Source organism: Vreelandella profundi, assembly GCF_019722725.1.
Classification (GTDB): Bacteria; Pseudomonadota; Gammaproteobacteria; order Pseudomonadales; family Halomonadaceae; genus Vreelandella; species Vreelandella profundi.
In genome coordinates, this window is the sequence record NZ_CP077941.1 from 694,536 (window position 1) to 719,500 (window position 24,965).

Annotated in this window: 29 protein-coding genes and 1 pseudogene; 13 read left to right on the plus strand and 17 right to left on the minus strand. The window is 54.7% G+C overall.

Annotation, left to right across the window (positions count from 1 at the left end; genetic code table 11):
* Positions 1–13: 13 nt before the first annotated feature.
* Entirely contained in the window at positions 14–322 is a 309-nt protein-coding gene (locus KUO20_RS03240; protein ID WP_235041475.1) for a hypothetical protein, read from the minus strand.
* A gap of 250 nt (positions 323–572) precedes the next feature.
* On the opposite strand from KUO20_RS03240, the gene KUO20_RS03245 reads away from it, so the two are divergent.
* From KUO20_RS03245 to KUO20_RS03255, 3 genes are all read left to right on the plus strand, one after another.
* On the plus strand, positions 573–1,142 hold the full coding sequence (locus KUO20_RS03245; RefSeq protein ID WP_235041476.1) for a DedA family protein: 570 nt from the start codon (positions 573–575) through the stop codon (positions 1,140–1,142).
* A gap of 64 nt (positions 1,143–1,206) precedes the next feature.
* Entirely contained in the window at positions 1,207–1,509 is a 303-nt protein-coding gene (locus tag KUO20_RS03250) for a Fic family protein (RefSeq protein WP_235041477.1), read from the plus strand.
* A 15-nt stretch (positions 1,510–1,524) separates the two neighbouring features.
* Entirely contained in the window at positions 1,525–1,635 is a 111-nt protein-coding gene (locus tag KUO20_RS03255) for a hypothetical protein (protein WP_235042409.1), read from the plus strand.
* Positions 1,636–1,664: 29 nt separating this feature from the next.
* On the opposite strand, the gene KUO20_RS03260 is transcribed toward KUO20_RS03255, so the two are convergent.
* From KUO20_RS03260 to KUO20_RS03270, 3 genes are all read right to left on the minus strand, one after another.
* On the minus strand, positions 1,665–1,973 hold the full coding sequence (locus KUO20_RS03260) for a hypothetical protein (RefSeq protein WP_235041478.1): 309 nt from the start codon (positions 1,971–1,973) through the stop codon (positions 1,665–1,667).
* A 460-nt stretch (positions 1,974–2,433) separates the two neighbouring features.
* Positions 2,434–3,699, minus strand: coding sequence for a type II toxin-antitoxin system HipA family toxin (locus tag KUO20_RS03265; RefSeq protein ID WP_235041479.1), 1,266 nt, complete (start codon positions 3,697–3,699; stop codon positions 2,434–2,436).
* Positions 3,689–3,946: a helix-turn-helix transcriptional regulator gene (locus KUO20_RS03270; RefSeq protein WP_235041480.1), complete on the minus strand. Its 258-nt coding sequence runs from the start codon at positions 3,944–3,946 to the stop codon at positions 3,689–3,691. The genes KUO20_RS03265 and KUO20_RS03270 overlap by 11 nt, the downstream gene beginning before the upstream one ends.
* 709 nt (positions 3,947–4,655) lie before the next feature.
* Here KUO20_RS03270 and KUO20_RS03275 point away from each other — a divergent pair.
* Complete coding sequence (locus KUO20_RS03275) at positions 4,656–5,606, plus strand: DUF808 domain-containing protein (RefSeq protein ID WP_235041481.1); 951 nt, start codon at positions 4,656–4,658, stop codon at positions 5,604–5,606.
* 164 nt (positions 5,607–5,770) lie between these two features.
* Here the strand turns inward: KUO20_RS03275 and KUO20_RS03280 are convergent, their stop codons facing one another.
* The gene (locus tag KUO20_RS03280; RefSeq protein WP_235041482.1) at positions 5,771–6,289 is read right to left on the minus strand and encodes a cupin domain-containing protein; all 519 of its coding nucleotides are present in this window, start codon (positions 6,287–6,289) and stop codon (positions 5,771–5,773) included.
* A 384-nt stretch (positions 6,290–6,673) separates the two neighbouring features.
* On the opposite strand from KUO20_RS03280, the gene KUO20_RS03285 reads away from it, so the two are divergent.
* From KUO20_RS03285 to KUO20_RS03295, 3 genes are read left to right on the plus strand one after another with little or no spacing between them, the layout of a single operon-like run.
* The gene (locus tag KUO20_RS03285; protein WP_235041483.1) at positions 6,674–7,663 is read left to right on the plus strand and encodes a virulence RhuM family protein/type II toxin-antitoxin system death-on-curing family toxin; all 990 of its coding nucleotides are present in this window, start codon (positions 6,674–6,676) and stop codon (positions 7,661–7,663) included.
* A gap of 25 nt (positions 7,664–7,688) precedes the next feature.
* On the plus strand, positions 7,689–8,012 hold the full coding sequence (locus KUO20_RS03290) for a DUF6933 domain-containing protein (protein ID WP_235041484.1): 324 nt from the start codon (positions 7,689–7,691) through the stop codon (positions 8,010–8,012).
* A 12-nt stretch (positions 8,013–8,024) separates the two neighbouring features.
* Complete coding sequence (locus KUO20_RS03295) at positions 8,025–9,224, plus strand: multidrug effflux MFS transporter (RefSeq protein WP_235041485.1); 1,200 nt, start codon at positions 8,025–8,027, stop codon at positions 9,222–9,224.
* Positions 9,225–9,306: 82 nt separating this feature from the next.
* On the opposite strand, the gene KUO20_RS03300 is transcribed toward KUO20_RS03295, so the two are convergent.
* The 5 genes from KUO20_RS03300 to KUO20_RS03320 all read right to left on the minus strand — a co-directional run bounded on the left by KUO20_RS03300 (position 9,307) and on the right by KUO20_RS03320 (position 12,354).
* Positions 9,307–9,603, minus strand: coding sequence for a DUF1330 domain-containing protein (locus KUO20_RS03300; RefSeq protein ID WP_235041486.1), 297 nt, complete (start codon positions 9,601–9,603; stop codon positions 9,307–9,309).
* Positions 9,604–9,624: 21 nt separating this feature from the next.
* Positions 9,625–10,134: a hypothetical protein gene (locus KUO20_RS03305; RefSeq protein WP_235041487.1), complete on the minus strand. Its 510-nt coding sequence runs from the start codon at positions 10,132–10,134 to the stop codon at positions 9,625–9,627.
* A 118-nt stretch (positions 10,135–10,252) separates the two neighbouring features.
* Positions 10,253–11,557: a PQQ-dependent sugar dehydrogenase gene (locus tag KUO20_RS03310; RefSeq protein WP_235041488.1), complete on the minus strand. Its 1,305-nt coding sequence runs from the start codon at positions 11,555–11,557 to the stop codon at positions 10,253–10,255.
* A complete protein-coding gene (locus KUO20_RS03315; RefSeq protein ID WP_235041489.1) occupies positions 11,554–11,982 on the minus strand; it encodes a DUF2231 domain-containing protein in 429 nt (142 codons plus the stop codon). The genes KUO20_RS03310 and KUO20_RS03315 overlap by 4 nt, the downstream gene beginning before the upstream one ends.
* Before the next feature lie 156 nt (positions 11,983–12,138).
* A complete protein-coding gene (locus tag KUO20_RS03320) occupies positions 12,139–12,354 on the minus strand; it encodes a hypothetical protein (protein ID WP_235041490.1) in 216 nt (71 codons plus the stop codon).
* 30 nt (positions 12,355–12,384) lie between these two features.
* Here KUO20_RS03320 and KUO20_RS16820 point away from each other — a divergent pair, with 30 nt between their 5' ends.
* Complete coding sequence (locus KUO20_RS16820) at positions 12,385–12,606, plus strand: LysR substrate-binding domain-containing protein (protein WP_235041491.1); 222 nt, start codon at positions 12,385–12,387, stop codon at positions 12,604–12,606.
* An 82-nt stretch (positions 12,607–12,688) separates the two neighbouring features.
* Here KUO20_RS16820 and KUO20_RS03330 read toward each other — a convergent pair whose 3' ends face one another.
* Positions 12,689–13,213 carry a FadR/GntR family transcriptional regulator gene (locus KUO20_RS03330; RefSeq protein ID WP_235041492.1) on the minus strand — a complete coding sequence of 175 codons (525 nt, stop codon included), beginning with the start codon at positions 13,211–13,213 and terminating at the stop codon, positions 12,689–12,691.
* A gap of 15 nt (positions 13,214–13,228) precedes the next feature.
* Positions 13,229–13,384: pseudogene (locus KUO20_RS16825) on the minus strand (GntR family transcriptional regulator); the annotation flags it as partial.
* A gap of 145 nt (positions 13,385–13,529) precedes the next feature.
* On the opposite strand from KUO20_RS16825, the gene KUO20_RS03335 reads away from it, so the two are divergent.
* Genes KUO20_RS03335 through KUO20_RS03350 form a run of 4 tightly spaced genes read left to right on the plus strand, consistent with a single transcriptional unit; the run spans position 13,530 to position 17,531 of the window.
* Complete coding sequence (locus KUO20_RS03335) at positions 13,530–14,495, plus strand: sialic acid TRAP transporter substrate-binding protein SiaP (protein ID WP_235041493.1); 966 nt, start codon at positions 13,530–13,532, stop codon at positions 14,493–14,495.
* On the plus strand, positions 14,495–15,070 hold the full coding sequence (locus KUO20_RS03340; RefSeq protein ID WP_235041494.1) for a TRAP transporter small permease: 576 nt from the start codon (positions 14,495–14,497) through the stop codon (positions 15,068–15,070). The genes KUO20_RS03335 and KUO20_RS03340 overlap by 1 nt, the downstream gene beginning before the upstream one ends.
* On the plus strand, positions 15,067–16,338 hold the full coding sequence (locus KUO20_RS03345) for a TRAP transporter large permease (RefSeq protein ID WP_235041495.1): 1,272 nt from the start codon (positions 15,067–15,069) through the stop codon (positions 16,336–16,338). Before KUO20_RS03340 ends, KUO20_RS03345 begins: the two co-directional genes overlap by 4 nt.
* Before the next feature lie 17 nt (positions 16,339–16,355).
* Positions 16,356–17,531, plus strand: coding sequence for a mandelate racemase/muconate lactonizing enzyme family protein (locus KUO20_RS03350; RefSeq protein WP_235041496.1), 1,176 nt, complete (start codon positions 16,356–16,358; stop codon positions 17,529–17,531).
* 43 nt (positions 17,532–17,574) lie between these two features.
* Here the strand turns inward: KUO20_RS03350 and KUO20_RS03355 are convergent, their stop codons facing one another.
* The 5 genes from KUO20_RS03355 to fhuE all read right to left on the minus strand — a co-directional run bounded on the left by KUO20_RS03355 (position 17,575) and on the right by fhuE (position 23,739).
* On the minus strand, positions 17,575–18,378 hold the full coding sequence (locus tag KUO20_RS03355; RefSeq protein WP_235041497.1) for an ABC transporter ATP-binding protein: 804 nt from the start codon (positions 18,376–18,378) through the stop codon (positions 17,575–17,577).
* On the minus strand, positions 18,375–19,418 hold the full coding sequence (locus tag KUO20_RS03360; RefSeq protein ID WP_235041498.1) for a FecCD family ABC transporter permease: 1,044 nt from the start codon (positions 19,416–19,418) through the stop codon (positions 18,375–18,377). Before KUO20_RS03360 ends, KUO20_RS03355 begins: the two co-directional genes overlap by 4 nt.
* Positions 19,415–20,491, minus strand: coding sequence for a FecCD family ABC transporter permease (locus KUO20_RS03365; protein ID WP_235041499.1), 1,077 nt, complete (start codon positions 20,489–20,491; stop codon positions 19,415–19,417). The genes KUO20_RS03360 and KUO20_RS03365 overlap by 4 nt, the downstream gene beginning before the upstream one ends.
* Entirely contained in the window at positions 20,451–21,443 is a 993-nt protein-coding gene (locus KUO20_RS03370; protein WP_235041500.1) for an iron-siderophore ABC transporter substrate-binding protein, read from the minus strand. The genes KUO20_RS03365 and KUO20_RS03370 overlap by 41 nt, the downstream gene beginning before the upstream one ends.
* An 88-nt stretch (positions 21,444–21,531) precedes the next feature.
* Positions 21,532–23,739 carry a ferric-rhodotorulic acid/ferric-coprogen receptor FhuE gene (gene fhuE / locus KUO20_RS03375; RefSeq protein ID WP_235041501.1) on the minus strand — a complete coding sequence of 736 codons (2,208 nt, stop codon included), beginning with the start codon at positions 23,737–23,739 and terminating at the stop codon, positions 21,532–21,534.
* Positions 23,740–24,229: 490 nt separating this feature from the next.
* Here fhuE and KUO20_RS03380 point away from each other — a divergent pair, with 490 nt between their 5' ends.
* Positions 24,230–24,952 carry an MIP/aquaporin family protein gene (locus tag KUO20_RS03380; RefSeq protein WP_235041502.1) on the plus strand — a complete coding sequence of 241 codons (723 nt, stop codon included), beginning with the start codon at positions 24,230–24,232 and terminating at the stop codon, positions 24,950–24,952.
* The last annotated feature ends 13 nt before the right edge of the window (positions 24,953–24,965 follow it).

Below are 24,965 nucleotides of genomic sequence, written 5' to 3' on the forward strand. Positions count from 1 at the left end.
AGGTTCCAAGGGGTTAGTTAGATACGCCCTCGCAGTTGTCGTGATATAGCGGGGCATCGTTGCCTAACGCTAGGCGCTTGGTGGCGCTGTTGTAGTAGAAGTGACCGGACTCCGCGCCTGAAAGCGCATAGTCGCCGCACACTCCATAGCCCTTGTTGACTCGTTTCAGGTTCGAGATCTCGGTCGGTGCCTGGCTGTCGAGGCTTTCCAATATGATCGCGGCGATGTGAGCATCACGTTTGGCCTCGGAGTAGGCCTGGCTACTGAATACCAGGCCCGCAACGATGAAAATGGCGACGACGGGTATCCATGGGTTATGCATGGCGTGTCCAGTGAGTAGATGTGGTTGTGTATGATGCCAATAGGAAAAGTATTTAGCAGGATAATCACGGGTTGCTGGTTCAGCTTTACTGGTTGTTGCGGGCTGAGTTGCTGTTGAACGCTACTCGCAGATTAAATAAGCTGCCTACCGCCTAAAAGCCTTATTTAACCTCCGCATCATCCCGAATCACGATAGAGATGGCGTTTATATGGCGCCCACGGTTCCGGGGTAACTTTATGGATGAACGCAAATGACGCTTGAGCATTTGGTGGCGAATTATGGCAGCTTCGGCCTGTTCGTGGGGGCGAGCTTGGAGGGCGAAGGCATTGCGATGCTTGGCGGCATCATGTCTCATCAGCACCTGATCGGATTTTGGCCCGCTATCATCTCCCTTGCGTTGGGCTCTTTTCTGGCGGATCAACTATTCTTCCTGCTGGGACATGGGTGGCGCAATAGCGCTATCGTTCGTTCGGTTCAGGGTAGCGCAGCAGGTGGGCGTGTACTGACGACGTTCAACGCCCACCCGAACGTTTTCGCGTTCTCCTTGCGATTCCTTTACGGGCTACGCATGGCCGGTGCGGTGACCATCGGCACGACCAACTTTCCTTGGCCACGATTTATCCTGCTCAATGCTATTTCGGCGTTGATCTGGTCAACGGCCTGGGTCACGCTCGGTTATGTGTGTGGTCAGGCAGTCGCGCCACTTTTTGAGCGTATGAGCAGCCTTTCCCATTTTGTGCTGGCGGGTGTTGCCGCCATCCTTTGTGTCGCGGTAGTGGCTGTCGTGGCTTCCAGGCGGAGACGAGCGACGCGCGATTGAGCTCGCTGCACCCACAAGAGCGCGACATTACTCTATCGTTTGCGCCTCCGCACGAGATAGACAGGTGAGCAACACGAGCGTCACCTTGAGCGCGGCCATTATGGTGCGACGCAACGCTTACTATGATCACCTTGAAAGCGCTCAGAAAAGCAGCCTCGATATTACGTCGTGGTTGTTGTGGTTTCTGGGCACGCTGAAAGAGGCGCTTGAGCAGGCGCTGTTAAGAATCGACCGTGTGTTAATGAAAGCTACCTTCTGGCAGCGTCATGCCACCACCGTGCTGAACGAACGGCAAATCAAGGTGCTGATCCGCCTGTTGGATACCGCAGGGGAGGAGTTTGAGCAGGACATTAACGCCCGCAAGTAGCAATCGTTGGCCAAAGTGAGTAAAGCCACCGCAACGCGGGATTTGGCAGAACTGCTGGAAAAAGGCTGCCTTTCCAAGCTTCCCGGCGGCGGGCGCAGCACTCGTTACTCTGTGGTGGTGGGCTAGGGCTGCCTGTTGAGAACTATAGGAAGGGGTTAGTTAGCGACGCCCTCGCAGTTGTCGTGATACAGCGGGGCATCGGTGCCCAACGCCAGGCGCTTGGTGGCGCTGTTGTAGTAGAAGTGACCGGACTCGGCGCCTGAAAGCTTGTAATCACCGCACACCCCATAGCCCTTGTTGACTCGCTGCAAGTGGGAGATCTCGGCCGGTGCCTGGCTGTCGAGGCTTTCCGATATGATCGCGGCGATGTGAGCATCACGCTTGGCCTCGGAGTAGGCCTGGCTACCGAATACCAGACCCGCAACGGCGAAAATGGCGACGACGGGAATCCATAGGTTATGCATAGCGTGTCCAGTGAGAGAAGATGAAAGTGCATGAAGTCGGTAAGAAAAGTATTTAGCGGGATAATAACTTTTTGCCCATCCATTTTCATTTATTGGCGAGTGCCTGTGGGAAAAGGGCGTTATGTATTGGCATAGAAAATCTGCTTTTGATTACCGCTCAGTAATTTTGTGCTCGGCTTTGGTGAGGAATAACAGAATAATTACCGATCGGTAATTTAAAGCCTTCCAAAGCGTGGATTTAAACCCTATGAGCGGCTACTGACTAGCCGAAAGCCCATGTTGATAAACAACACTCATGCTTGAAAAAGCCGATATATAGCGCCCTTCGTAGCTGTGTGGTTCTCCTTCAACGTTGACCGCCGCCTTGGAGTAATCCGCCGCCACGTAGAAAAGCGCCCCATATTTTAGAGATCCAAAACCGTTAGTGGCTTGCTTGTTTGGGTGTGATCAATTCGCTTCATTATTTTGGCTTGCTGGCCCACCGCTGCTGCATTTTTCGGCAGTTGCCTAACAGCCGCCGCTGTAAGCGCTCGAGTATTGTTTGCTCGGTTCCCTGGTGAGCCACGGGGCTCAGCGCGGCGATTGTCGTGTCTATGGCTTGCGGCATTCGCTCAGCAAGCTCAAATCCTTGCTTCAAGAAGTAGCGTGGCTGAAAGCGCAGTGCGCGTGCTAACGCTTCGAGGTGCGAGCGCTCGATACTGCCGGGGCGGTCTTCTCCGTTTAGGCGTAGTGCAAAGCGGGTCGAAAGGCCGCTATAAAGCGTTGTGCTCATCAAATCGTAGAACGGCGCCAGCCGTGGGCCATCAGAGGTGTAAAGGATGGCGAGGTTCTTGGCGTGGCTGTCGTTGTTGCCGATCAACAGATTTAAGAAGAGCCAGCCGATTAGTCGCTGCATATCTTTAGCCGGTGCGCCTTGCTGCTGCAAGAGTTCACGGCAGCGAATCAGGCCGGGGCCACCGTCGCTTTCGTATTTGATCAATGATGGGGTGCCGGCAAGCTGACAGAAATCGAGTTGGTGCAGGCGCTGCAAGTTGCCATGTGCATCGGGCATGCGATCATATCGGCGCACTAGGCAGGCGCGGGTGTCGGGCTGGTAGCTCGCCTCTGCGACATCTAGCCCGAGCTCAGCGGCCAACTGCATACAGAAGGTTTCGTTAAGCGCGGTCGACCAAACACCCTTAAGGCCTTGAATATCAGGCTTGAGTATATGACTGGAAGGTGCCGAGCCTTCCGGTATGGCGGGGCTTCCATCCGGCATTACCATCAGCAGTAGCTTATTTTGAGCACCGGCGAGTGAGATACGCGGCTCGTCACCGTGTTGTGAAAACAAGGGGCTTGGCGTCTGCTGCTGTAAGTGTTCCGCCACGGTTGACCAGTGAGTAGGCCGGTAGTGCGGCAAAGCCGGTGACTCGCTTTGTAAAAGCAGGGTGAAGCCGCTGGCCGTATCACCGCCAATGGCTTTCAGCAGCCCAAAAACGGTCGTGGTGTGATGACGAAGCTCCAGGTGGTGGCGAACATCACCTTCCGGCAGCAGATTCTCGAAATAAGCTAACACGCTATCGCCTTCGTGAACCTGCTGCGAGAACGGCAGTAAAGGTGAGAGGCTTACCGCATCAGGATGCTTGCGCCACGCCGTGGTGTACTCGAAGCGCAGCGGTTGGGTATCGTACAACTGCCCCACATGCTTTTCAGCGTGATAAACCGCTAGGGTGGCGTCACTCGCCATGGCGATTATTCCCTTTGCGTTTCACGACCACCTCAAGCCCCATTAAGTCCAACACATCCAGCACCTTTTGCAGCTGAAGGGTTGGCTTGCCTCGCTCCAAATCGACGATAAAGCGGTTGCCGGTGCCTGCAAGGCCCGCCAAGTCCATCTGTAACAAGCCTTGTTCAGTGCGGAGTTTGCGAACCAGTTGGCCCAGCTCTTCGCTTTGACGAATGGTCGTAGGGGAAGAGGCGTTATCTATTGACATAGGAAACCTGCTATTGATTACCGTTCGGTAATTCTAGGATCAATTTTGGCACGTAGCAATCATCTAGTTACCGTTCGGTAATTTTTGTACGTACAAAGGGTCAAAACTGCTTTAAATTACCGATCGGTAATTGTAGGGGGCTGTCGTCTCTTACGAGCAGCCACGTCGACATCTCCATCATCTTATATGCAGTGGTCAATCAAAGCCGTCCATGGCCAGAATTTACACGCTATGCGCGGCTCGGCAGAGGCTGGCTAATGTAGGGTCACGGGCCGGGGCGCAATTACTTTACTGATTAACAGATCGTGAACGGGTTCTAATAGGTCAGTAAGAGACGCTCTCACCGTTGTTTTGATACAGCGGGGCATCGGTGGCTGGAACGTCACTTAAGTGAGACACGCACATAGCGCACTTGCCTTGCTAAATAAACCTTGGCTTACCTGAATGCACGACCAAAATCTGTAGTCATTATTTGCTATTTCACCGCTGAAAACCTGCTTGCGCCCAGGCAGGGGCGGCCATTGAAGGCAGTTTCGATGGTGCCAAAACACAACGCATCAAGAGCGGCGGCGGTGGCGCCACCCGTTCATGAGCTGGAAGGGCTGCTAGGGTAAGGTGCGCAGAGCGGAATCTTGAAGCAAATGAGGCGATCCGCCCAAGCCGCTATGTGCTTTACTATCTGCAACTGTTATTCACGGAGGAAGCACCCATGGCCATAGGCGGCTTGATAGGATTACTGGACGACATTGCCGCACTGGCGAAGCTGTCCGCAGCATCACTGGATGATGTGAGTGCCGCCGCTGGGCGTGCGACGGCGAAGGCTGCCGGGGTGGTGATCGATGATACGGCCGTGACGCCGCAATATTTGCAGGGAGTGGCAGCGGAGCGTGAACTGGCGATTGTAAAAAAAATAGCGCTGGGGTCGATCCGCAATAAGCTGATTTTTATCCTGCCGGTGGCGCTTTTACTGAATCACTTTTTGCCCGCGCTATTGCCGATCATCCTGATGGTGGGTGGCACCTATCTGGCCTTTGAGGGCGCGGAGAAAGTCTGGCACAAGCTCTCCGGTGGCCATGATGACGAAAAGCCGTCGGTGGAAAAGGGGCCGGAAGCCGAGAAAAAGATCGTGAGTGGTGCCGTTCGAACCGACCTGATCCTGTCCGCTGAAATCATGGTAATCGCACTCGCCACGGTTGCCCATCAAGGGTTCTGGTCACAGATGGTAAGCCTGGTGGTGGTCGCGTTTGTTATCACTATTCTGGTGTATGGTGTGGTGGCGCTGTTGGTCCGGATGGATGATTTTGGGCTGAAGCTGGCTAAGCGGGATAGTTCGGGCGTGCAGAAACTGGGCCGTGGTCTGGTGACGGCTATGCCCAAGGTGCTAGCGGCTATCGCGGTTGTGGGCACCGTCGCCATGCTTTGGGTGGGTGGGCATATTCTGATGGCAAATCTGGGTGCCGATGGAACGGGTTGGTTTAACGCGCCCTATGATTGGGTACATCATATTGAGCATAGCATTAGCGAGGCAACCGGTGCGTTAGGCGGCATACTGGGCTGGAGCTTCAATACGCTGTGTTCTGCGGTGATTGGCTTTTTGGTGGGATCAATAGTGGTGGGGGTGCTGCACCTCATGTCCAGCAAGAAGGCGCATGCCGAATAGGTGCAGGCCGCGAAGTGCGTATCAGGGATCTAAGCGCCCTACATATTGACCTGACCCGCACAACCTGTTCACTCATATCACTTTAGAAAATGCTCTTGAGCCGAATACAAAGCATATTCGGCTCAAGATATGATTCGAATAAGCCGTGTGCAGAGCCTGGCTCTCTAAGAGCTCTTTCCCCAAAGTGATGCCAGTGGCCCGCCTATCGGTGATTCTTTTGGTAAGGCTACGTAAGCCACCCGCGCTTGTGCAGCTGCTAGCTGTGCGGGGTCGCCGCGTTCTATTTCTGGATATTGTCCTGGTGGATAAGCGCCGACCATGCAGAAGTCGTTGTCCGACTCTACGCAGGCATGCGCAATTCCTGCTGGCAGCACCAGCACATCGCCTGCGTAAAGCATCAGCTCGCTGCCGTTTGGGCCTCCCAATCTTGCCAGGGCCTGTCCACGAAAAATTCCCAACACCTCATGAGCCGTAGAGTGAAAGTGGTCAAAATCATACAGATGGTAGCGCCACGCAGGCGTCCAGCCGTGGCGCTCAAACATGGCTTCGAACGCATCGGCGCGTTCCTCTGCATCACTGATGTCGATAACCTGACGGTAAATCAACACCGGCAGAGGGGAGTTGGGAAAACCGTTTACTTTATCGTTGTCGAAATAGAGCGTTTCGGGCTGCGGGATAATCAATATGGCCTCCTTACCCTGAGTTAAGAGGTTGAGTCTGTGAATACTAAATTCAGCCTAGCAGCTTATGCAGTGCTGCTGCCCTTCACCGCTTGATTATGCTGGTCTATGGCTCTGATGTTGAGCGATGGGCAGTGAGGCGCGTTGAGGCATCTGGCTGATGTGGATTATTTTCAACAGGAGTTAAGGTTCAAGTCGTCCTCTGTTAGTAGCACAGTTATGATTTTTTATCTGTATGAATAAACAGCTTTGTGCTAAGTTTTATTTAATCTCTATTGTTAAGCGCGCTTAAGCATTGGGCCTGGCATTGAGGCCACATGTTGCTGAATTAAGTGATGCTTGCGTTGGAGGTGCAGAAAGCTTGATGTAAATCTGGGAGAAGCACTTATGAACGACCAGCAAATACAGATATTCACTAGCGAAGACGGGCAAGCACACCTTGAGGTGACGCTGGAACAAGAGACCGTTTGGTTAAGCCAGGCACAGATGTGTGCATTATTTGGGCGCGAGCGTTCGGTCATTACGAAACACATTCGCAATGTTTTTAAAGAAGGGGAACTAGAGCGAAATTCAGTATGTGCAAAATTTGCACATACTGCTGAAGACGGCAAATCTTATCAGGTTGATCACTTCAATCTTGATGTCATAATTTCAGTTGGCTACCGCGTGAAATCTCCGCGAGGCGTACAGTTTCGCAAGTGGGCTACAGATGTGCTCAAACAATATTTGGTTCAAGGCTATACCTTAAACCAACGCCGTCTAACCGAGCGTGGCATAGAGTTTGAGCAGGCGGTGAGTTTGCTCAGCCGAACCCTGACCAATCAAGGCTTGGTTTCAGCAGAAGGCGAAGCGGTTGCCCGTGTGATTAGCGATTACGCTCGCTCTTGGAGCCTGCTGCAAGGTTACGACGAGCAGCAATTAGCCGAGCTAAATATCAAGCAGTCCGCTATGCACTCGCTAGGGTTGGAAGAGGCATTGAAAGCCATTGGTGAATTAAAGCAGACGCTAATCGCTAAGGGTGAAGCAACCGAGCTGTTTGGGCAGGTACGAGGCGATGGTTTGATATCTGCTTTGGCCACTATCGAACAAGGCTTTGGCGATGAACTGTTTTACCCTAACGTAGCCACCCGAGGGGCGCACCTGCTTTATTTTATAATCAAGAATCACCCTCTTGCCGATGGAAATAAGCGCTGTGGATCGTTCCTGTTTCTATGGTACTTACGCCGCAACGCAGCCTTACTAGCCCGACCCGTTGAGCAACTGATTAATGACAACACCCTGGTGGCGTTAGCGCTGTTAGTGGCTGAAAGTTTGCCTGATCAGAAAACGCTAATGATTCGCCTAATTGAGCATTTCATACTGCTGGAAGAAGAATGAAGCTATTGATACTGAGGTAGCAGCTATGATCCAACTCCATGCCACTCGTAAGCTAAGTAAACGCTTACCCTTGAATAGTGACGGCCAGTTTGCCGTATCGCCACGAACGGAATGGCTTTACCAGATCCCCTCGCTTAATATCAACCCACTAAGCGGCTGGCACGCGAACGTGGCTACACTACAGCGTCGCAATTGTGTCTTGCTGGTTCACGATGAAACATGCTTCCCGCTGGTATTGCCCGCGATTACCAAGCCTGATTTTTTTGAACTCAATGATCGTTTTGTCGATTGCCTTGATAGCGACACTCGGTATCATATCGCTAAGGTTGTCTATCATTACGTCCTTTGACCGCGAGCTTCTATGACCCAATCTAAAACGCCCTTCATTGTGGTGCTGAGCCTGGCGTTGACCATGATGCTGGGCCCGTTTTCCATGGATACGTATCTGCCGGCCTTTCCGGTCATCGGTGAATCGCTGGGTATTTCTCAGCAGGCGGTATCGCTAAGCGTTTCCGTGTATGTATTCGCGATGGCGTTGGGTCAGTTGATTGGCGGTGCGCTTTCAGACCGTTTCGGCCGACAGCGGGTGCTGATGAGCGGACTGGCGATTTTTACGCTTTCAAGCATTGTCATCGGTATGGCGGATTCCTTGGACACCCTGCTCGGCGGGCGGGCCGTTCAGGCCCTTGGCGCCGGCTTTACTCTGGTATCGGTACCGGCACTGGTGCGCGACCGTGTGGCGGGCCAAGACGCCGCGAAGCTATTCTCGATGATGGGCTTTATCATGGTGTTGGCGCCAGGCATTGCCCCGAGCGTGGGCAGCGCGATTCTATCAATAGGCTCCTGGCACTATATCTTTTTCGCCTTGGCGATATATGCGTTGCTGCTGGTGCCGTTGCTGGTGCGGGTGCTGTTTACCGGCCCGGGCAAGGTGTCTCGAGTAAAAAGTCCGAAGATGAGCCTGCTGGCACGTTACAAACTGGTACTGTCGACAAAGCAGGCTCTGCCGTTCATCGTTTGGCAGGCCGCCTCTTTTTCTACCCTGATGATGTTCATCACCTATGCGTCATTTATCTACCAGGGACACTTCGGCCAGTCGCCCTCAAGCTTTTCGGTGCTGTTTGCGGCAAACATCATTGCAATGCTTATTTTCAATATTCTCAATCGTGTTCTACTTTCCAGGCTGCCGTCGCTACGTATTCTGCAGTTGGCGACGGGCTGTCAGGCAGTCGGCATACTATTGCTGCTGATGGCTGTCTTTATGGACTGGTCAATGTACGCTTTCCTGGCCGCCATGATGCTGACCATCGGCACGGTGGGGGCGATCTCGCCGAATATTCAGGCCTGCTTTTTGGAGTACTTTCCCACCAGTGGCGGAACGGCCGCCGCGCTTCTGGGTGCCGCCCAGTTCGGTGTCGCCGGGCTGCTGAGCGCGTTGTCCGCCATGTTGCCGCATTCGCTTGAAACGGTCATTCTGGCCATGGCCGCCTGTGGCTCGGTGGCATATTTGATGCTTGGCCGCTCTATCATCAAAGGGCGTGCCGCTGTCGAGGCGCCCTAGGCCAGGCGACACGCTCTCATGTGTTTGGTTATTAAGGCCGCAAATGCAAACACCCCGCTTTTAACGGCGGGGTGTTTACTCTTTACGCCTCTTCAATACCCTCAACAATAAACACGCGGTAATCAGCCCCTTGGAAGCGGTGCTTGCGGGCTTCCTGGTAGGCGTCGCTTTGGTACCAGGCGCGGGCGGCGGCCATGTCGGGGAAGCGCAGAATCACAGCACCTTCCATCGCGCTGCCTTCCATTACCTCAAAGTCGCCGTAGAAGGCGAGCGGCTGTGGGTCGTGGCCTTCGCGGGCCGCTTTGGCCTTTGTGGCGTATTGCTCCATTTCCTGAGCGTCGTGAGTGTGTTCTCGGGTGAGTACGACATAAGCGGGCATTACATTATCCTTACGTAGCGGTTAGTGCTGCTCGGTTTCAGGCTCGATCACGATTTCTTGCTCTAGCCTCTTTTTCTCAAGCGTTGCTAAAGCAATTTGGTAGCAATCTTCTATATGACGGTTGCCAATGTACTTCATGGACGTAAAGCTAATACCGCCAGCCACTGCGCTGCCGATGAAGGGTACGAACTTGGTTGTCCCTTTTGCGACCATCTTAACGCCCATCTTTTGAAGCAGCGATAGAACCAGTTTTTTCGTGATGTACTTCCCGGCCATCTTGCTGCCTACATTGGAGATCGCCGTCATTACCATTATCTTGGATTCTGTATCCAAGTTTTCAATCTGTTCAGGCGTTAAACCAAATTTATCATTAATTTTCGGAATCAGTCTTAATAGCAGCGTCACGTCCGACCCCAAATCCAGGCCTGGGATGGGAATGATAGCGGCGCCTGCGGAAAGCGTTGAGCTCTTCGTTACCATTGAGTAACACGACTTTTTAACTTTTTCGAGCTCGTCTAGTGATTCGATCATATAAGGCCCTCTGTAGAGAAACAGCGTTGATGATCGCCCGCTACTGCGATTTTGTCTCAGTGGGAAAAGCGGCAGCCATATTGGCTGCCGTCTTTTTCATCCCGCTAATAGAGTAGCGTTACTCATTACCGTCGTAGGTCACGCGCCAAATGGCATTGGTGAGATCGTCAGCGATGATCAGAGCGCCGTCTGGGTCAATGGTGACGCCCACTGGCCTACCGCGGGTTTGGCCGTCGTCAGTGAGAAACCCGGACACAAAGTCAATCGGGTCGCCACTCGGTTGGCCGTCGCTGAAGGGCACAAAGACCACCTTGTAGCCCACCGGGTCTGCGCTGTTCCAACTGCCGTGTTCGCCGACAAAGGCGCCTTCGGCAAATTCATCGCCCATTTCTGGGATGGAGAAGGTTACGCCAAGCGGCGCTCTATGCGAGCCAAGGCTGTAGTCCGGCGCAATCGCGGATGCAACTTTGTCAGGGTTTTGCGGCTGAACGCGGGTATCGACATTCTGCCCCCAATAGCTGTAAGGCCAGCCATAGAAACCGCCTTCCTGAATGGAGGTGAGGTAGTCAGGCACTAGGTCTGGGCCGAGTTCATCGCGCTCGTTCGCCACTGCCCAAAGTTGATTGGTTTCTGGCTGAATGGCCAGCGCCGTGGGGTTGCGCACGCCGGTGGCGTAAGCGCGATGGGCGCCGGTTCGCGCGTTAATTTCCCAGATTTCAGCGCGGTCGACCTCGGCTTCCATGCCTCGCTCGGTGATATTGCTATTGGAGCCAATGCCAACATAAAGAAAGCGCCCGTTAGCGCTGGCGGTCAGCGATTTGGTCCAATGGTGGTTGATCGCCGACGGAAGCAGCGTCACCACTTCCGGCGGGCCGCTGGCCTCGGTTTGACCTTCCTCGTAGTCGAAACGAACTAACGCATCTTGATTGGCGACGTAAAGGGTGTCACCCACCAGCGCGAGCCCGTAAGGCGCGTTGAGGTTCTCGGCAAACACCGTTTGCTCTTCATAGGTGCCGTCCCCATTAGCATCACGCAGCAGCGTCAGCCGATTACCGCTCTCAACCGCGGTGGTGCCGCGTGCCTGAATCAATCCAGCGATAAAATCCTTCGGCCTTGATTTTGGAGCTTCGCCGCCGCCTTTGCCTTCTGCCACCAGAATGTCGCCATTAGGTAGCACGATGGTCTGGCGCGGTACTTTCAGATCGGTGGCAATCGCCGTGATTGAATAGCCTTCCGGAACGGTGGGCTGCTGATCGCCCCATTCTGCTTGTTCAGGTACGGTCATGCTAGGCAACAGCCCGCGCTGCGGCTCGGGTAGCGTCGGGTTAGCGCCATACGGCTGTTCCGATTGCGCGACGCTGCTGCCACTCGCTCCCAGTAACATCGAGAGCGTGCTGACATAAACGAGATTAGACACTTTCATGGTTTACCCTCGGCGCTGATACGTGAGAAACCAACCCAAGTCGCCGCGCAGGCCAGCACGGTAACAACGATCGAAAGAATTAAGCCGGTGGGCATCATGGCCCAGGCATCTCGTGCATGAACCAGCGCGTTGATGAAGCCAACGAACCACGTGACCAACAGCAGGGCAACGTAAATCAGCGAAAGGCCACGGCGGCCATCAGCGCTGAACAGGCCAATAAGAGCGGCGAGCAGCGCAAAGCCGTTGAAAACGAGCCCTCCTGCAATAAGCCAGGAAGAAAAGGTGCTCCACTGTATATGGAAGTTCGATGAATAGGCGTAATCGCTCAGCGCGGCGCCCAGGAAAAGGGGAATCATCCCGGCAAGCAGTACGGCATGAAGCGGATGTAACCCGCGTCGATAAGTGCGGTCGGCGGTGGCTATCACGGCAATCTCCTTATGCTGATCAAGCTAATGGATTTACCTGAAATGCTGGCTGCTCGTGCCAAAACACGTCAGTGAACGACATCATATTCGTTAGTGCGCAGTATAGTTGACGTGGCGCGTCTTGCCCAAGGTTGAAGCAATGCCGTGCCTTCAAGTTCACTGCTGGCGCAGCACTACCAAACCTGCCGTTAATATCATGCCCATTCCCAGCCAGGTCATGGCGTCAGGTATCTCGTTGAACAGCAGATATCCCCACGCGCTGTCACTGAGATGCTTAACCAGCGCATCGGTCAACGCGAGCAGAAAAACCGCCCCCACAATCAGCATGATTCTTTGTGGAATATTATCTTCTTTGGTTGTAGCAGGCTTCATTGCAGCGCTGTCTTCGATAGCTACCCGTTGATGCTACAAGCCGCGGTCGCTGGGCATGGTATTGCCTTAGGGTGGCGGCGCACGACGCAGCGGCTGATTGATAATGGCGAACTGATACGGCCTGTCGTTGAGAGCCTGCCTCAGCACAATGCTATCGCTCTATATACGCGTCATGGGGCGCCTCGTAACGCGGCTAGCGAAGCGTTATTAGGCTGGCTACGTGACGTGCTAAGGGATAAGTCGAAGGAGTGATGCTGTCAACGTAGTGATAAGTGACTGTCTTTATCGCTTTAAGCGGCTGTCGCTGAGCTAGGCGGCGTTGCCCAAGCCTGGCTTACGGTTGGCCGTAAAGAATACGCGAGCGTGAGGCTTCTATGTGGTGGCCCATAGCGGCTCTTGCTTTTGCGTCGTCTCTGGAGCTAATCGCTTCAACGATGTCCGCGTGTTCCTGCTTCACCTGCTGGGAGTGCATTATTTTAGAAGCGTCAGGCGTTTGCTGCCCCCATTTGGCGGTGAATACCACGCCCGTTTGCAGGGCAAGCACCGAGCTCAGCAGAAACTTATTGCCAGACGTTTTGGCGATCTGTAGATGAAAGTCAAAATCCTCCTGTGTGCCCTGACCTCCGTTGCGAAAGACGTTACTCAATACGCGGCTTTTCTCTTCAATATGCTCAATGTCGCCTTGACTATGTTTCGATGCGGCCAGGGCCGCCGACTCTGTTTCTATTAATAAACGAAAATCAAACAGTGCGGTGAGATCGCTGACGTTATTGACGAAGTTTGGTGCGTCGAGTGCGGTCGTGGGCCGCCCTATTACAAATAGTCCGGCGCCTTGACGCGAGGTAACCAGGCCTTCCATTTTTAATCGGGCAATAACTTGCCTAATTGAACTGCGGCTTAGGTCATAGCGAAGGCTTAGCTCAGCCTCTGTGGGTAATCGCGAGCCGCGCAAATATTGTCCGCGAAGAATCCAATTGCACACGTCGTCATATAACACTTTAGTCTTTTCAACTTTAGTCTTTGTTGTCACGTTATAAAATCCTTAATTTTAGCCATTAAACTTTAAAAACAAAGGCTTGATGGATTTTTTTCCGGTTAAAGATAAACAAATTGATAAAATTGCTGAGTCAACGTGTACTGTTCGCGGTGATTTAAGCCCTAACAAGGAGATAATAATGCGCGCACGCCATCAACTCACTGCACTGCTATTAGCCCTATCAACAAGCTCATTGGCTCAGGCCGATGATTTCGTATTTGGCCATATTTATGAAGCCAGCCATAGCCATCATAAATGGGCTTTATGGGCGGCCGATGAAATCGAAAAACGTAGTGAAGGCCGACATCATATCGAGGTTTTTCCCTCTTCCCAACTCGGCAATGAAGTCGAACTCAATGAAGGGCTCGACTTGGGGACAGTCGATATTATCTACACTGGCAACGCCTTCGCAGGTAATGCTTACCCGCCGATTGCGCTAGGCAGCGCACCTTTCGTCTTCCGTGATTTTGATCATTGGATGGCTTATTCGACAAGCGATCTTTTTCAAGAATTGGCCCAGGGGTATGAAGAAACCACCGGGCATGTGCCGCTGGGTTTAATCTATTTCGGCCAGCGCCACGTCACTGCTAATAAACCGATACTGACGCCAGATGATATGAAGGGCATGAAAATTCGCGTGCCGGACGCCTCTCTGTTGCTGATGTTCCCCAGAGCGGTGGGCGCCAACCCGACCCCGATTGCGTTTTCGGAAGTTTATCTAGCGCTTCAACAAGGAGTTGTTGATGGCCAGGAGAATCCGTTGCCCATCATCCAGGCGATGAAATTTTATGAAGTGCAGTCCGATATTTCACTGACCGGCCACATCTTTGATAGCCAGCCAATCATCATGAACGGTAACGCCTGGGCAGATCTTTCTGCTGACGATCAGACGATGTTCCAGGATGTTTTCCGCGAAGCCGCTGAGCAGGGAAGCCTTGATATCTATCAGCAAGAGCAGGACTTGGTGTCCTGGTTTGAGGAACAAGGAACGCAGGTGCACCAAGTGGACCGCGAACCCTTCGCTGAGCTGGTGATGCCGAAGCTGACAGATGAAAGCGCCGGTTGGACGGTTGAACAATATCAGCGTTTGGAGGCGATTGAGTAATGAGGAAAGACAACGACGATCTCCGTAGTGAGATGACGGCGATGTCAGAGCAACCCGGCCGCGAAAGCGCGGCTGGGAGTGATGAAAGACCGCTCGCAGCCTCAGCGGATACTCCGCCAACGAAGTGGGTACTTGAGGATCATGTCGCGCTTGGGGTTTTGATGCTGTTGGGCGCCGTGGTCTTCGCCCAGTTTTTATCACGCTATGTCTTTAATCACTCCATCGGCTGGACTGAGGAGGGCGCCCGCATGCTGTTGGTGCTGCTGGTGTTCATTGGAGCGGCGGGCGCTGCTTCACGGCGTGGCCATATTTACGTCGAGATTCTTGAGCTAATCATACCGAATAAGGCAAAGCGCTGGCTGCAAGGTTTCAATAACTTGCTTAGCGCGGTTTTCTTCGGATACGTGGCATGGCTGGCGTGGCAGGTGGGCCAGCGAGTCTGGCATTCCACCATGAGCACAATGCCGATCTCTAAGGGTTGGCTGTACACCGTGGTGGCCGTTGCCTGTGCGGCACTGGCACTGCGCATGGCCCGCCAGGGCATCAGCTACTGGCGAGATGAGGAGAACAAATGATCATTCTGCTTTTTGTGGCGTTGGCGTGTCTGCTGTTGATCGGCGCCCCAGTCGCAGTGGCGTTGGCCGGGTCATCACTGATTTATCTGCTGGCGTCGGGGCGAATTCCAGACATCATTCTCATTCAGCAAATGGTGGGAGGCGTTGATAGCTTTCCACTGCTCGCCGTGCCGTTCTTTATTCTAGCGGGCAATTTGATGAACGTCTGTGGCGTAACCGAGCGGATCTTCAGCTTTGCTAATGCAATGGTGGGATGGACGCGCGGTGGTTTAGGCCATGTCAACGTGGGCGCCTCGGTAATATTTGCGGGGATGTCGGGGGCGGCAATCGCCGATGCTGGTGGCCTGGGTGCCGTAGAGATCAAGGCTATGCGCGACCAGGGGTACGACGTTGATTTCGCCGTGGGCATTACCGGTGCCTCTTCTACCGTGGGGCCAATTATTCCCCCCTCGCTTCCTCTGGTGGTTTATGGCGTGGTGGCATCGGCGTCCATTGGCCAGCTGTTCATTGCGGGCATTGTGCCTGGCCTACTGATTGCGGCAATGCTGATGTTGATGGTAGCGGTTATTTCTCACCGACGTGGCTATCCGATCGGCGAGCGCTTCTCTGTGAGCCGCCTGCTCTCAACCTTTATGCATGCAGCGCTTTCACTGCTAATCCCGATAATTATCGTTGGCGGCATCGTTTTAGGGATTTTTACTCCAACCGAAAGCGCCATTGCAGCCGTGGCCTATGTATTGGTATTGGCAACGCTGGTTTATCGCAGCACCGGTTGGCGCCAAATTATAACGGTCTTCCGAGAAACCGTTGAGATGACCTCGGTGGTGCTGCTGATTGTGGCTGCCTCTTCCATCTTTGCTTGGATTCTTACCCGTGAAGGAGTGCCTTCCGCCTTCGCAGAAGCAGTGGTAGCGGTGGCCGATAATCCGATTGTGATTCTTCTGCTGATTAACCTGATTCTGTTAGTTGTCGGCTGTTTCATGGAAACCGTGGCGGCTATTACCATTTTGACACCTGTGCTGCTGCCGCTGGCCGTTCAGGCCGGCGTCGACCCCGTCCAGTTCGGTATCATTATGGTGCTTAACCTGATGATTGGGCTGCTGACACCTCCGGTAGGGTTGGTGCTGTTTATTCTGGCCAGAGTGGCTGACATTTCGTTTCCCCGTGCGGTAAGGGCAACGCTGCCCTTTATTGCGGCGCTTTTAGTATCGCTTTTGCTAATTACGTTTATCCCTGCTTTGACGCTATGGCTGCCTAGCCTGGTTTAGATTGGAGATTTAGTGGCATGAATCATCTGAAAAATACCCGTTCGGTTGCTCAGGATGCTGTTATCGAGGCGATTGATATGGTGCCGATTGGCAGCTATCTACCGGCGGATGGCGGCTACGGAAGCGCACGGGAAATCGGTCATGCGCGCATGGCAACGCTGGTTTTTGTGCGCTTTTCATCGGGCATCATGGGCATCGGCGAATGTTACGGCCCGCCGAAGACGACGCTGGCGTACTTGGATATTCTGCGCGAAGCCTACGTAGGAGAGAGCGCCTTCGACCACCGCGTAATCTGGCGGCGCATGAGCAACGTACTCTATCACGTGCGTGCCCAAAGTCAGCTTGCGGCTGCGGTGAGCGGGCTGGATATTGCGCTTCACGACGGGCTAGGCAAGCTGTTAGGACTGCCTATTTACCGGCTGCTGGGTGGTGAAGAGCAAGCGTCGGTGCAGGTTTATGCGTCCGGCGGCTATTTCCACGAGCCGGCGGCGCTACCGCTTGAGGCGCAGCTTGAACGCGTGGCAGGACAGTTCGACGGCTACAAGATCAAAATTGGCCATGGCATCAAGAGTGATTTTGAGCGAATGCAGTGCGCGCGTCGTATTCTTGGCGATGACGTGGCGATCATGGTAGATATCAACGGCGCTTATACGGCCGATTTGGCGCTGGAATCGATAGCGGCGCTGGCGCCGCTGCGGCCTTACTGGATTGAGGAACCGGTCGCACCGGAGGATCTTCCCGGTTTTCGTCGCCTTGCTTCACGTCGCGAAGGGCGTATTGCAGCGGGTGAGGCGTCGGTTAATGCCGTTGAGTTTCGTGAGCTGGCTGCTACGGGCGGTGTCGATGTACTGATGCCAGACCTTAATCTGTGCGGTGGCTATGTCGAGGCCTTGAGAATCGCCGATATGGCGCATCTCAACGGGCTGAGGATTTCGCCGCACGTGTGGGGAAGTGCGGTCGGTATTGTGGCCGCTGCGCACTTCGCCGCCGCGCTGCCACCGCATCCGCATCCTGATCGTGCGCATACGCCCACCTGGGTTGAGTTTGACGTCTCAGCAAGCAACCCGCTGCGTGAAGCGCTTCTGACCGAGCCGCTTAAGCTTTCGCAAGGCCGCCTTGCTCTGCCGACGCGGCCCGGCCTGGGTATCGATATTGATGAAGAGCGATTAAAAGCACTCAAGATTGATTGCTAACAAGTGATTGATTTAGGCAGCTAGCACCCGTGCGGCTGCCTGCCTAGGTCAGTTTTGCTCCATGGCGCCCAAGCGGAATCATCATGGGTTTGCCACTGACCGGGTCTTCAATGACCCGGCTCTCTAGGCCAAACACCTCCCGCACCATCTGCTCGGTGAGTATCTGCTCCGGCGGGCCCACTGCGTAAATCTTCCCCTTCGCCATCGCTACAAGCCTATCGGCGTAGCGGGCGGCCAGGTTGAGTTCGTGCAGCACCATTACGACGGTGGTGCCTCGCGCCTGATTGAGATCGGTCAACAGGTCGAGCACCTCAATCTGATGGTTGATGTCGAGAAAAGTGGTCGGCTCATCGAGTAGCAGTACGTTCGTTTGCTGCGCAAGCGCCATGGCGATCCAGGCCCGCTGGCGCTGCCCGCCCGAAAGCTCTTCGACGGCGGCATCGGCCAGGGCGGTCATGTGGGTGGCCCTCAGGGCCTCCGCCACGGCGGCATCATCGTTTGCATTCCAGCGTTTAAACGGCCCCTGATGGGGGTGGCGGCCGCGGCTGACCAGATCCAGCACGGTAATACCTTCTGGTGCGATAGGGGATTGCGGCAAAAATCCCAGCTGCTGCGCCAGGCGTCGCGTGGGCAGCTTATGAATAGCGTTGCCATCGAGTAATACGTCACCCTGCGTAGGGGTTAGCAGCCTCGATAGTACGCGTAGCAGGGTCGATTTTCCGCAGGCGTTGGCACCGACAATGGCCGTGGTATGGCCGGCAGAAACGGTGAGGCTGACGTCATCGAGCACGGGGCGCTCCCCGTAGCCGGCCACCAGGCCTTGGGCGAGTAACGAGGAAGCGTTCATAGAGAGCCTCTGCTTTTATTGTCGCGAATAATCAGATAAATGAGGTAAGGGGCGCCCAGCACGCCGGTGACAATGCCGACCGGGTAGCGCGCGGGCAGCAGAAACTGGCCGGCGTAATCGCTGAGTAATACCAGTAGGGCACCCACCAGCGCAGAGGGGATCAGCAGTGAGCCGTTTCTACCGATCAGGCGCGCGGCAATCGGGCCGGAAAGAAAGGCGACGAACGCGATGGGGCCGGAAACTGACGTCGCGAACGCCACCAGGGCCACGGCACAAACGACGATAGTGATGCGCGTAACGGCTAAACGAACCCCTAAGCCTGCCGCTATATCATCACCCATGCGCATAGTTTCAAGGTCACGGCTACGGCTTAGCAGCAGCCCGCCGAAGAGCACAAGCGCGATGGATAGCGGCAGCGCCTGGTCAAGCTGCGCGCCGTTGACACTGCCGGTCAACCAGCGCAGTGCTTCCTGCAGCGTCCAGCTGGGCGCACGCATCAGCAGGTAGGCGGTCACGCTTTGCAGCATGGCGGCAAGGCCAATGCCGATCAGGATCAAACGCCCGCCGGTGACGCCCTGCTGCCAAGAGAGCGCGTAGATCAACAGGGCAACGCCGAGCCCTGCGCCAATCGCCACCATGGAAACGGCCGGGCCGCTCATTGATAGCACCACGATGGCGAAAACGGCGCCGGTACTGGCCCCCGTGCTGATACCAATAATGTCGGGGCTGGCGAGCGGGTTGCGTAGCATGGTTTGAAAGGCGACGCCGCCGAGGCCAAAGCACGCACCGGTCAGTACCGAAATGACCGCTCGCGGAAGGCGTAATTCACGCACGGTAAAGCCTGCCCCAGGAATTTCCGCCCCGCCAAGAACGCGCAGCACGGTCATCAGCGGGGTAAAGGACTGCCCCAGCGTTAGCGTCAACGCCACGCCTGCCAGTAATAAAACGACCAGAACCGCCACCATGCGCAGGCGGCGTTTGGCCTGTGCTTGACGCATTCGGCCGAACTCAGCCGTCGCGTGGAGCGTCTGACCGGTCATAGAGAGCCTACTTTGCGGTTGCGCACAATCCAGATAAACACGGGAGCGCCAATAAACGCCGTCACAATGCCTACGTCGAGCTCCGATGGCTGCACGATCAGACGGCCAACGACATCAGACAGCGTGAGGAGTACGGCACCTGCCAGGGCAGAGAAGGGCAGCAGCCAGCGGTAATCGCCGCCGACGAGCAGTCGGCAGGCGTGCGGCACGACTAAACCGACGAAGCCAATGGGGCCGCAGACCGCCGTAATAGCGCCGCAGAGCAGTACCGCACCAATCGCTGACATCGCCCGAGCGATGGCGACCTTTTCACCCAGCCCCGCGGCCGTATCATCCCCAAGCGCCAGTAGGTTGAGCTTGCGCGCAGCCAGCAGGGTGATCACAAACCCAACGAGCAAAAAGGGCAGCACCGGCACTATCTGGTCAGGCGTGGCGCCGCCCACTCCCCCTACAAGCCAAGACTGTACCAGCCCGGCAATATCGTTACGCGGCAAGATGACCGCCGTGGCCAGCGAACTCAGCGCCGCCGTGGTGGCGGCACCGGCAAGCGCTAGCCGCAGCGGCGTAGCGCCTCCGCGAGATAGGCTCGCAATGGCGTAAACCGCAACGGCCGTTAGCCCGGCGCCCGCAATCGCGGTCCAGATATAGGTGGTCGTTTGATCAATCCCAAACCAGGCGATGCCAATCACAATGGCCAGCGCCGCTCCGGCGTTCACGCCTAATAGGCCTGGGTCGGCAAGCGGGTTGCGCGTCAGGCCCTGCATCACGCCGCCCGAAACGCCCAGCGCGGCCCCGGCAAGAATCGCCAGCAGCGTGCGCGGAATGCGAGTGGCAACGGCGGCATCTCCGATGCTTTCGACCTGTCCGCTCAACGCCGCCGCAATTTCTGGCCAGCCAACATCGCGGGTGCCAAAGGCCACGGAAAGTATCACCGCCACGGCCAGTAACGCTAGCAACGCTATACCCGCCGCTAGCCGCTTACTCAGCTGGCGATGTCGAAGGCGCGTACTGTCGTCAGTCGCCGTGACGCCGTTAGTCTGACTGGCGTGCGGCTTCTGAGAGTAGGTCAGCATAATCGTCTAATAACCAAGGAATCGACATCGGGGTGGGGTTGGCCGCAGCGCCCAGCGGTGTATTGCCCAGCAGCACAATGGCACCGTTTTCAACGGCTGGAAGTCGGGACGTTAATGGGTGGGCAGTGAGCTGATCAACCAGCGCCTGGCCACCGTAGGTGACGAGAATATCCACATCGTTGAGCTCATCAATCAGTTCAGAGCTGATTTCGCCCGAGTATTTACCAGGAGGGGAGTTCTGTTTGACGATATTTGGCGAGACCATCCCTAAATCATGAAAAAACCGCACGCGTGCATCGTTGTCGTTGTAAAAAGAGATACGCCCAAGGTTGGTGGGATCAAGGTGGGTCACGAACATCGCCGTTTTGCCTTCAAGCTCGGGATGCGCAGCGGCGGTATCGGCAATGGTTGTTTCAAGGCGTTCAACCAGCGCTTCGCCTTCTTCAGCCATGCCCATGCCTGCGCTATTGAGCAGAATCATGTCGCGCCAGTCAGTGGTCCAGGGGCCTTCGGTGTAGGCGACGACCGGCGCGATCTGGCTCAAGGTGTCATAGTCGGATTGGCTGAGCCCTGAGTAAGCGGCAAGAATCACATCCGGCTGGCTGGCGGCAACGGCTTCGAAATCAATTCCGTCACCTTCGTCGAACAGTGCCGGGAGCGGAGCATCAATCTCCTCAAAATGCGCTTCCACCCAAGGCAGCAGGCCAGAGTTGTCATCGTCGCCAAAGCCTGCGGCAGCAAAGCCAACCGGCACAACGCCCAGGGCAAGCGGTATCTCATGGTTTGCCCAGGCCACCGTCGCGATCCGTTCAGGCTTTTTGGCCAGTACGGTGGTACCCAAAGCGTGTTCAATTTCAAGCGGATATTCTTGGGCGCTCACCAAGGCCGAGCTCAAGGTGAGCGTTGCCATCGTCGCAAGGCCGAGCGTTTTACTACTCAGTAACCAGGTCATCACTACGCTCCAAATTAATAAGATGGCCGCCTCAGACGGTACTCAAGGCGGCCATGTCGCCATCAGTAGCTGACAGCGCTTGCGTCAATTAGAACGCGTAGCGCAGTGTCGAGGAGATGCTGGCGGGTTGGCCGTAAACGCCGTAGCCAGCCACATTGCTGTAGTACTTCTCATCGAACAGGTTCTTGACGTTAACCTGAAGCGATAGGTCCGGCGTGAACTGGTAGCGGCCAAACAAATTGGCCAGCGTGTAGCTATCCTGCTCGAACTCGGAGGGGATTCCGGGCGGAGTCGTTAGGTTGCCGGCGAAGAGACTACTCTGCCAGTTAACGCCACCGCCGACGGTCAGCTGGCGTAGTTGCGGCACGTTATAGCTGGCGAACAGATTGAACAGCGAACGCGGCTGATTAATGTTGAACGATTCATCATCGGACGTTGCGGTAAAGTGGGAGTAGCCGACGGTCATATTAAGATCGTCGGTCAATGCGCCGCTTAGCTCCATTTCAAACCCTTCGCTCACTACGCCATCAGCGGCGGAATAAAACGTCTCGGTTTGATTAGGGCCCATTGGAAGGGCTGCAGCAACGTTGTCCTGCTCGATACGAAATACGGAGAAAGAGCCGTTGAGCAGGCCATTGAACCACGCAGCTTTGAGGCCGGTTTCGTAGTTTTTGCCCACGACCGGGTCAAGGTAGGTGCCGTCAGCATCGCGATAGTTCTGGGGCTCAAAAATTTCGGTGTAGCTGGCAAAGGCCGAGTAGGTATCATTAAAATCAAACACTAAGCCGCCGTACGGCGTGACTTCGTACTTGCTCTGGCTATCCAGGCTGCGAAATAGCGTCATTCCATCCCACTCTGTATAGCGTGCGCCCACAATCAACGTTAGCGGATCAGCTAGCGAAAAGCGCGAGGCAGTATAAACGGCTTTCTGGCGGGTACTGGAAGCTTCAGATGGAGTGAATTCAGGCCAACCTTCGTTCGGGGCCGAGCCATCCCAATTGTTTAAATCATCAACGTCAAAGCCAGAGATGAAGGTGTTTTCGTAGTCGTTGGTTTGGTCGCTGTAGCTACCGCCGATGACGAGTTCATGCTCACGACCTAAAAGTGTAAACGGGCCGCTGGCCTGGACGTCTACAGAGTCGACTTCACGATGCCCACGGTTCCATCCGGTAAAGAAGTCCACTCCGCTACCATCCATTTGGTCCGGCAGCGTTGCCTCTACGTAGGGATAAGCCAGCTTGCCATCCATATCGGTTTTTTCATGCGTGCCCACGACGCGCACTTGCCAGTCGTTGTCGAAACGGTGGCTGATTTCAGCGAAGACTTTCTCAGACTCGAAATCGTAGTAGGACCAGTCTGGCGCGACGCTAAACGAACGCGAGTAGTTGGTGGGCGTGCCGTTGCTGAACCATAGCGGTAAACCGCCCCAGGTGGGCGAAGAGGTATGGCTATCCTGGTAATCAAAGCCTATCGAAAGCGTGGTGGCATCGGTTACATCGGCGTCGATAATCCCGTAACCGAACGTACGGCGCTTATCCTGGCGGTCAAGATGGGCGCCACCCTCCTCGTAACCGCCGATAAACCGCGCTCGCACATCGCCTGAAGCCGTTAGCGGTGTGGTGAGATCAACGGTAGTACCTTGCTGATCCCAACTGCCCAGCGTGCCAGAAACCGAACCAGTAAACTCGCGGCTGTCGGCATGCTTACGCACAAAGTTAACCGATGCCCCCGGGTTGCCCGAACCGCTAACTAGCCCGTTAGCGCCACGAATCACCTCAACCCGGTCGTAGATCGCCGTATTAAGCCGGCCTTCGCCGAAGTACCAGCGGTTATCGGTGTTCAGCGTTGGGATGCCGTCGTACTGGAAGCTGTTAATGCGAAAGCCACGCGCTGCAAAACTGACGCGGTCACTATCAACGTTGCGCACTGAGATACCGGTGGTGTTTCTCAATATGTCTTCGATAGTGGCCAGGTTTTGATCCTGAATACGCTGTTCGGTGACGATGCTGATGGCCTGCGGCAGCTCTTTTTGGCTAAGCGTTAAGCCTGTGCCTGCGCTAGTGGTGCGCCGCGTGTAGCCTACGTTCTCATATAGATTGGTGCCGGTCACGGTCACGGTGCCTAGCGATTCGGCATCGTTGGCGGAGCCCGACTGAGCTAATGCGCTGCTCGAAGCAAATAGAGAGCCCGCGATCAGTGCGGTGAAAGTGGCGCCTCGTAAAGCGAAAGAAGCTGCCGAATGATTGGGCACAGGATGTTGCACGTTATTCAAAACATGCAGTGATGACGTTTTCATATGATCCCTTGAGTCACGCCTTGGCGGCGCTCGCTCATTAGTTTTATATCGTTCAATAACGGGGTGATCATATAAAAACGGTTCGTAAATGTAAATGTGTATGAGAATTCTTAGTATTTGATTCTGTCGGTAAGCCATCACTATTTTTGCAGAATATTAGCTATCAATTGCGCCTATAAATTACGCGGGCTTAACGGTAGCGAGCCGGAAACAGCTGTATCATAAAATGTTCGTTATTTGACAGGCTTTGCTGCCTATGTGAATTAATGATGACTATTAACAATGTAAACTGCATATTGAACTAATGTCTATCGCTCTTAATATTCCTTTAAAATCAACTGCATATGTGGTTCTTTGAAAGGCATCGGTTTTTTTATATTGTTTTTTTTAATACCCGCTATAGGATGCCAAAAAGAAAAACATTTTCGAAATACAACATTGGCTGCTTTCAATAAAAGCGAGCTGGGGCAAACAGGGCGGCGGGGTGACAATGCTTGGAACAATTTTTCTACATGAAATAGCCGGTACGGCGGTATTAACGCTCTTGGGGTGTGGGGTGGTGGCTAACGTGCTGTTGAACAAAACCAACGGTAATGGCAGCGATGGTATCGTTATCTTCTTTGGTTGGGGGTTGGCGGTTTTTTGCGCGGTTTACGTCGCTTTTGACACCGGTGCCCATATTAACCCTGCCGTTACGCTTGCACTGCTTGTAGGCCCGGCGAATGAGTACGCCCCCGGTATCCCTATCAATATTGCTACCACCGCCGCCTATTTTACGGCTGAGATCATCGGTGCCTGGCTGGGTGCAGTTGTTTGCTACCTGGCCTATAAAAAGCATTACGATGCCACTGAGGATGCTTCACGCATATTGGCAACGTTCTCTACCGGCCCGGCAATTCCCTCCTACGGGTGGAATCTGGTGACCGAGATCATTGGTACCTTTGTGCTAGTGTTTGTCATTATCATGTTTGGCCATACGCCTTCAGGACTTGGCCCACTGGCAGTGGCGCTGCTGGTAGTGTCGATTGGCGCTTCGCTAGGCGGGCCAACAGGCTATGCGATCAATCCCGCTCGGGATTTGGGGCCGCGTATTGCTCACGCGCTGCTTCCCATTAAACATAAAGGGACAAGCAACTGGTCCTACGCATGGGTGCCAATCCTAGGGCCCGCTATCGGCAGTGTCCTTGCTGGGCTTGCCGCCTATGTTTATTAAGTCAGCATTTATT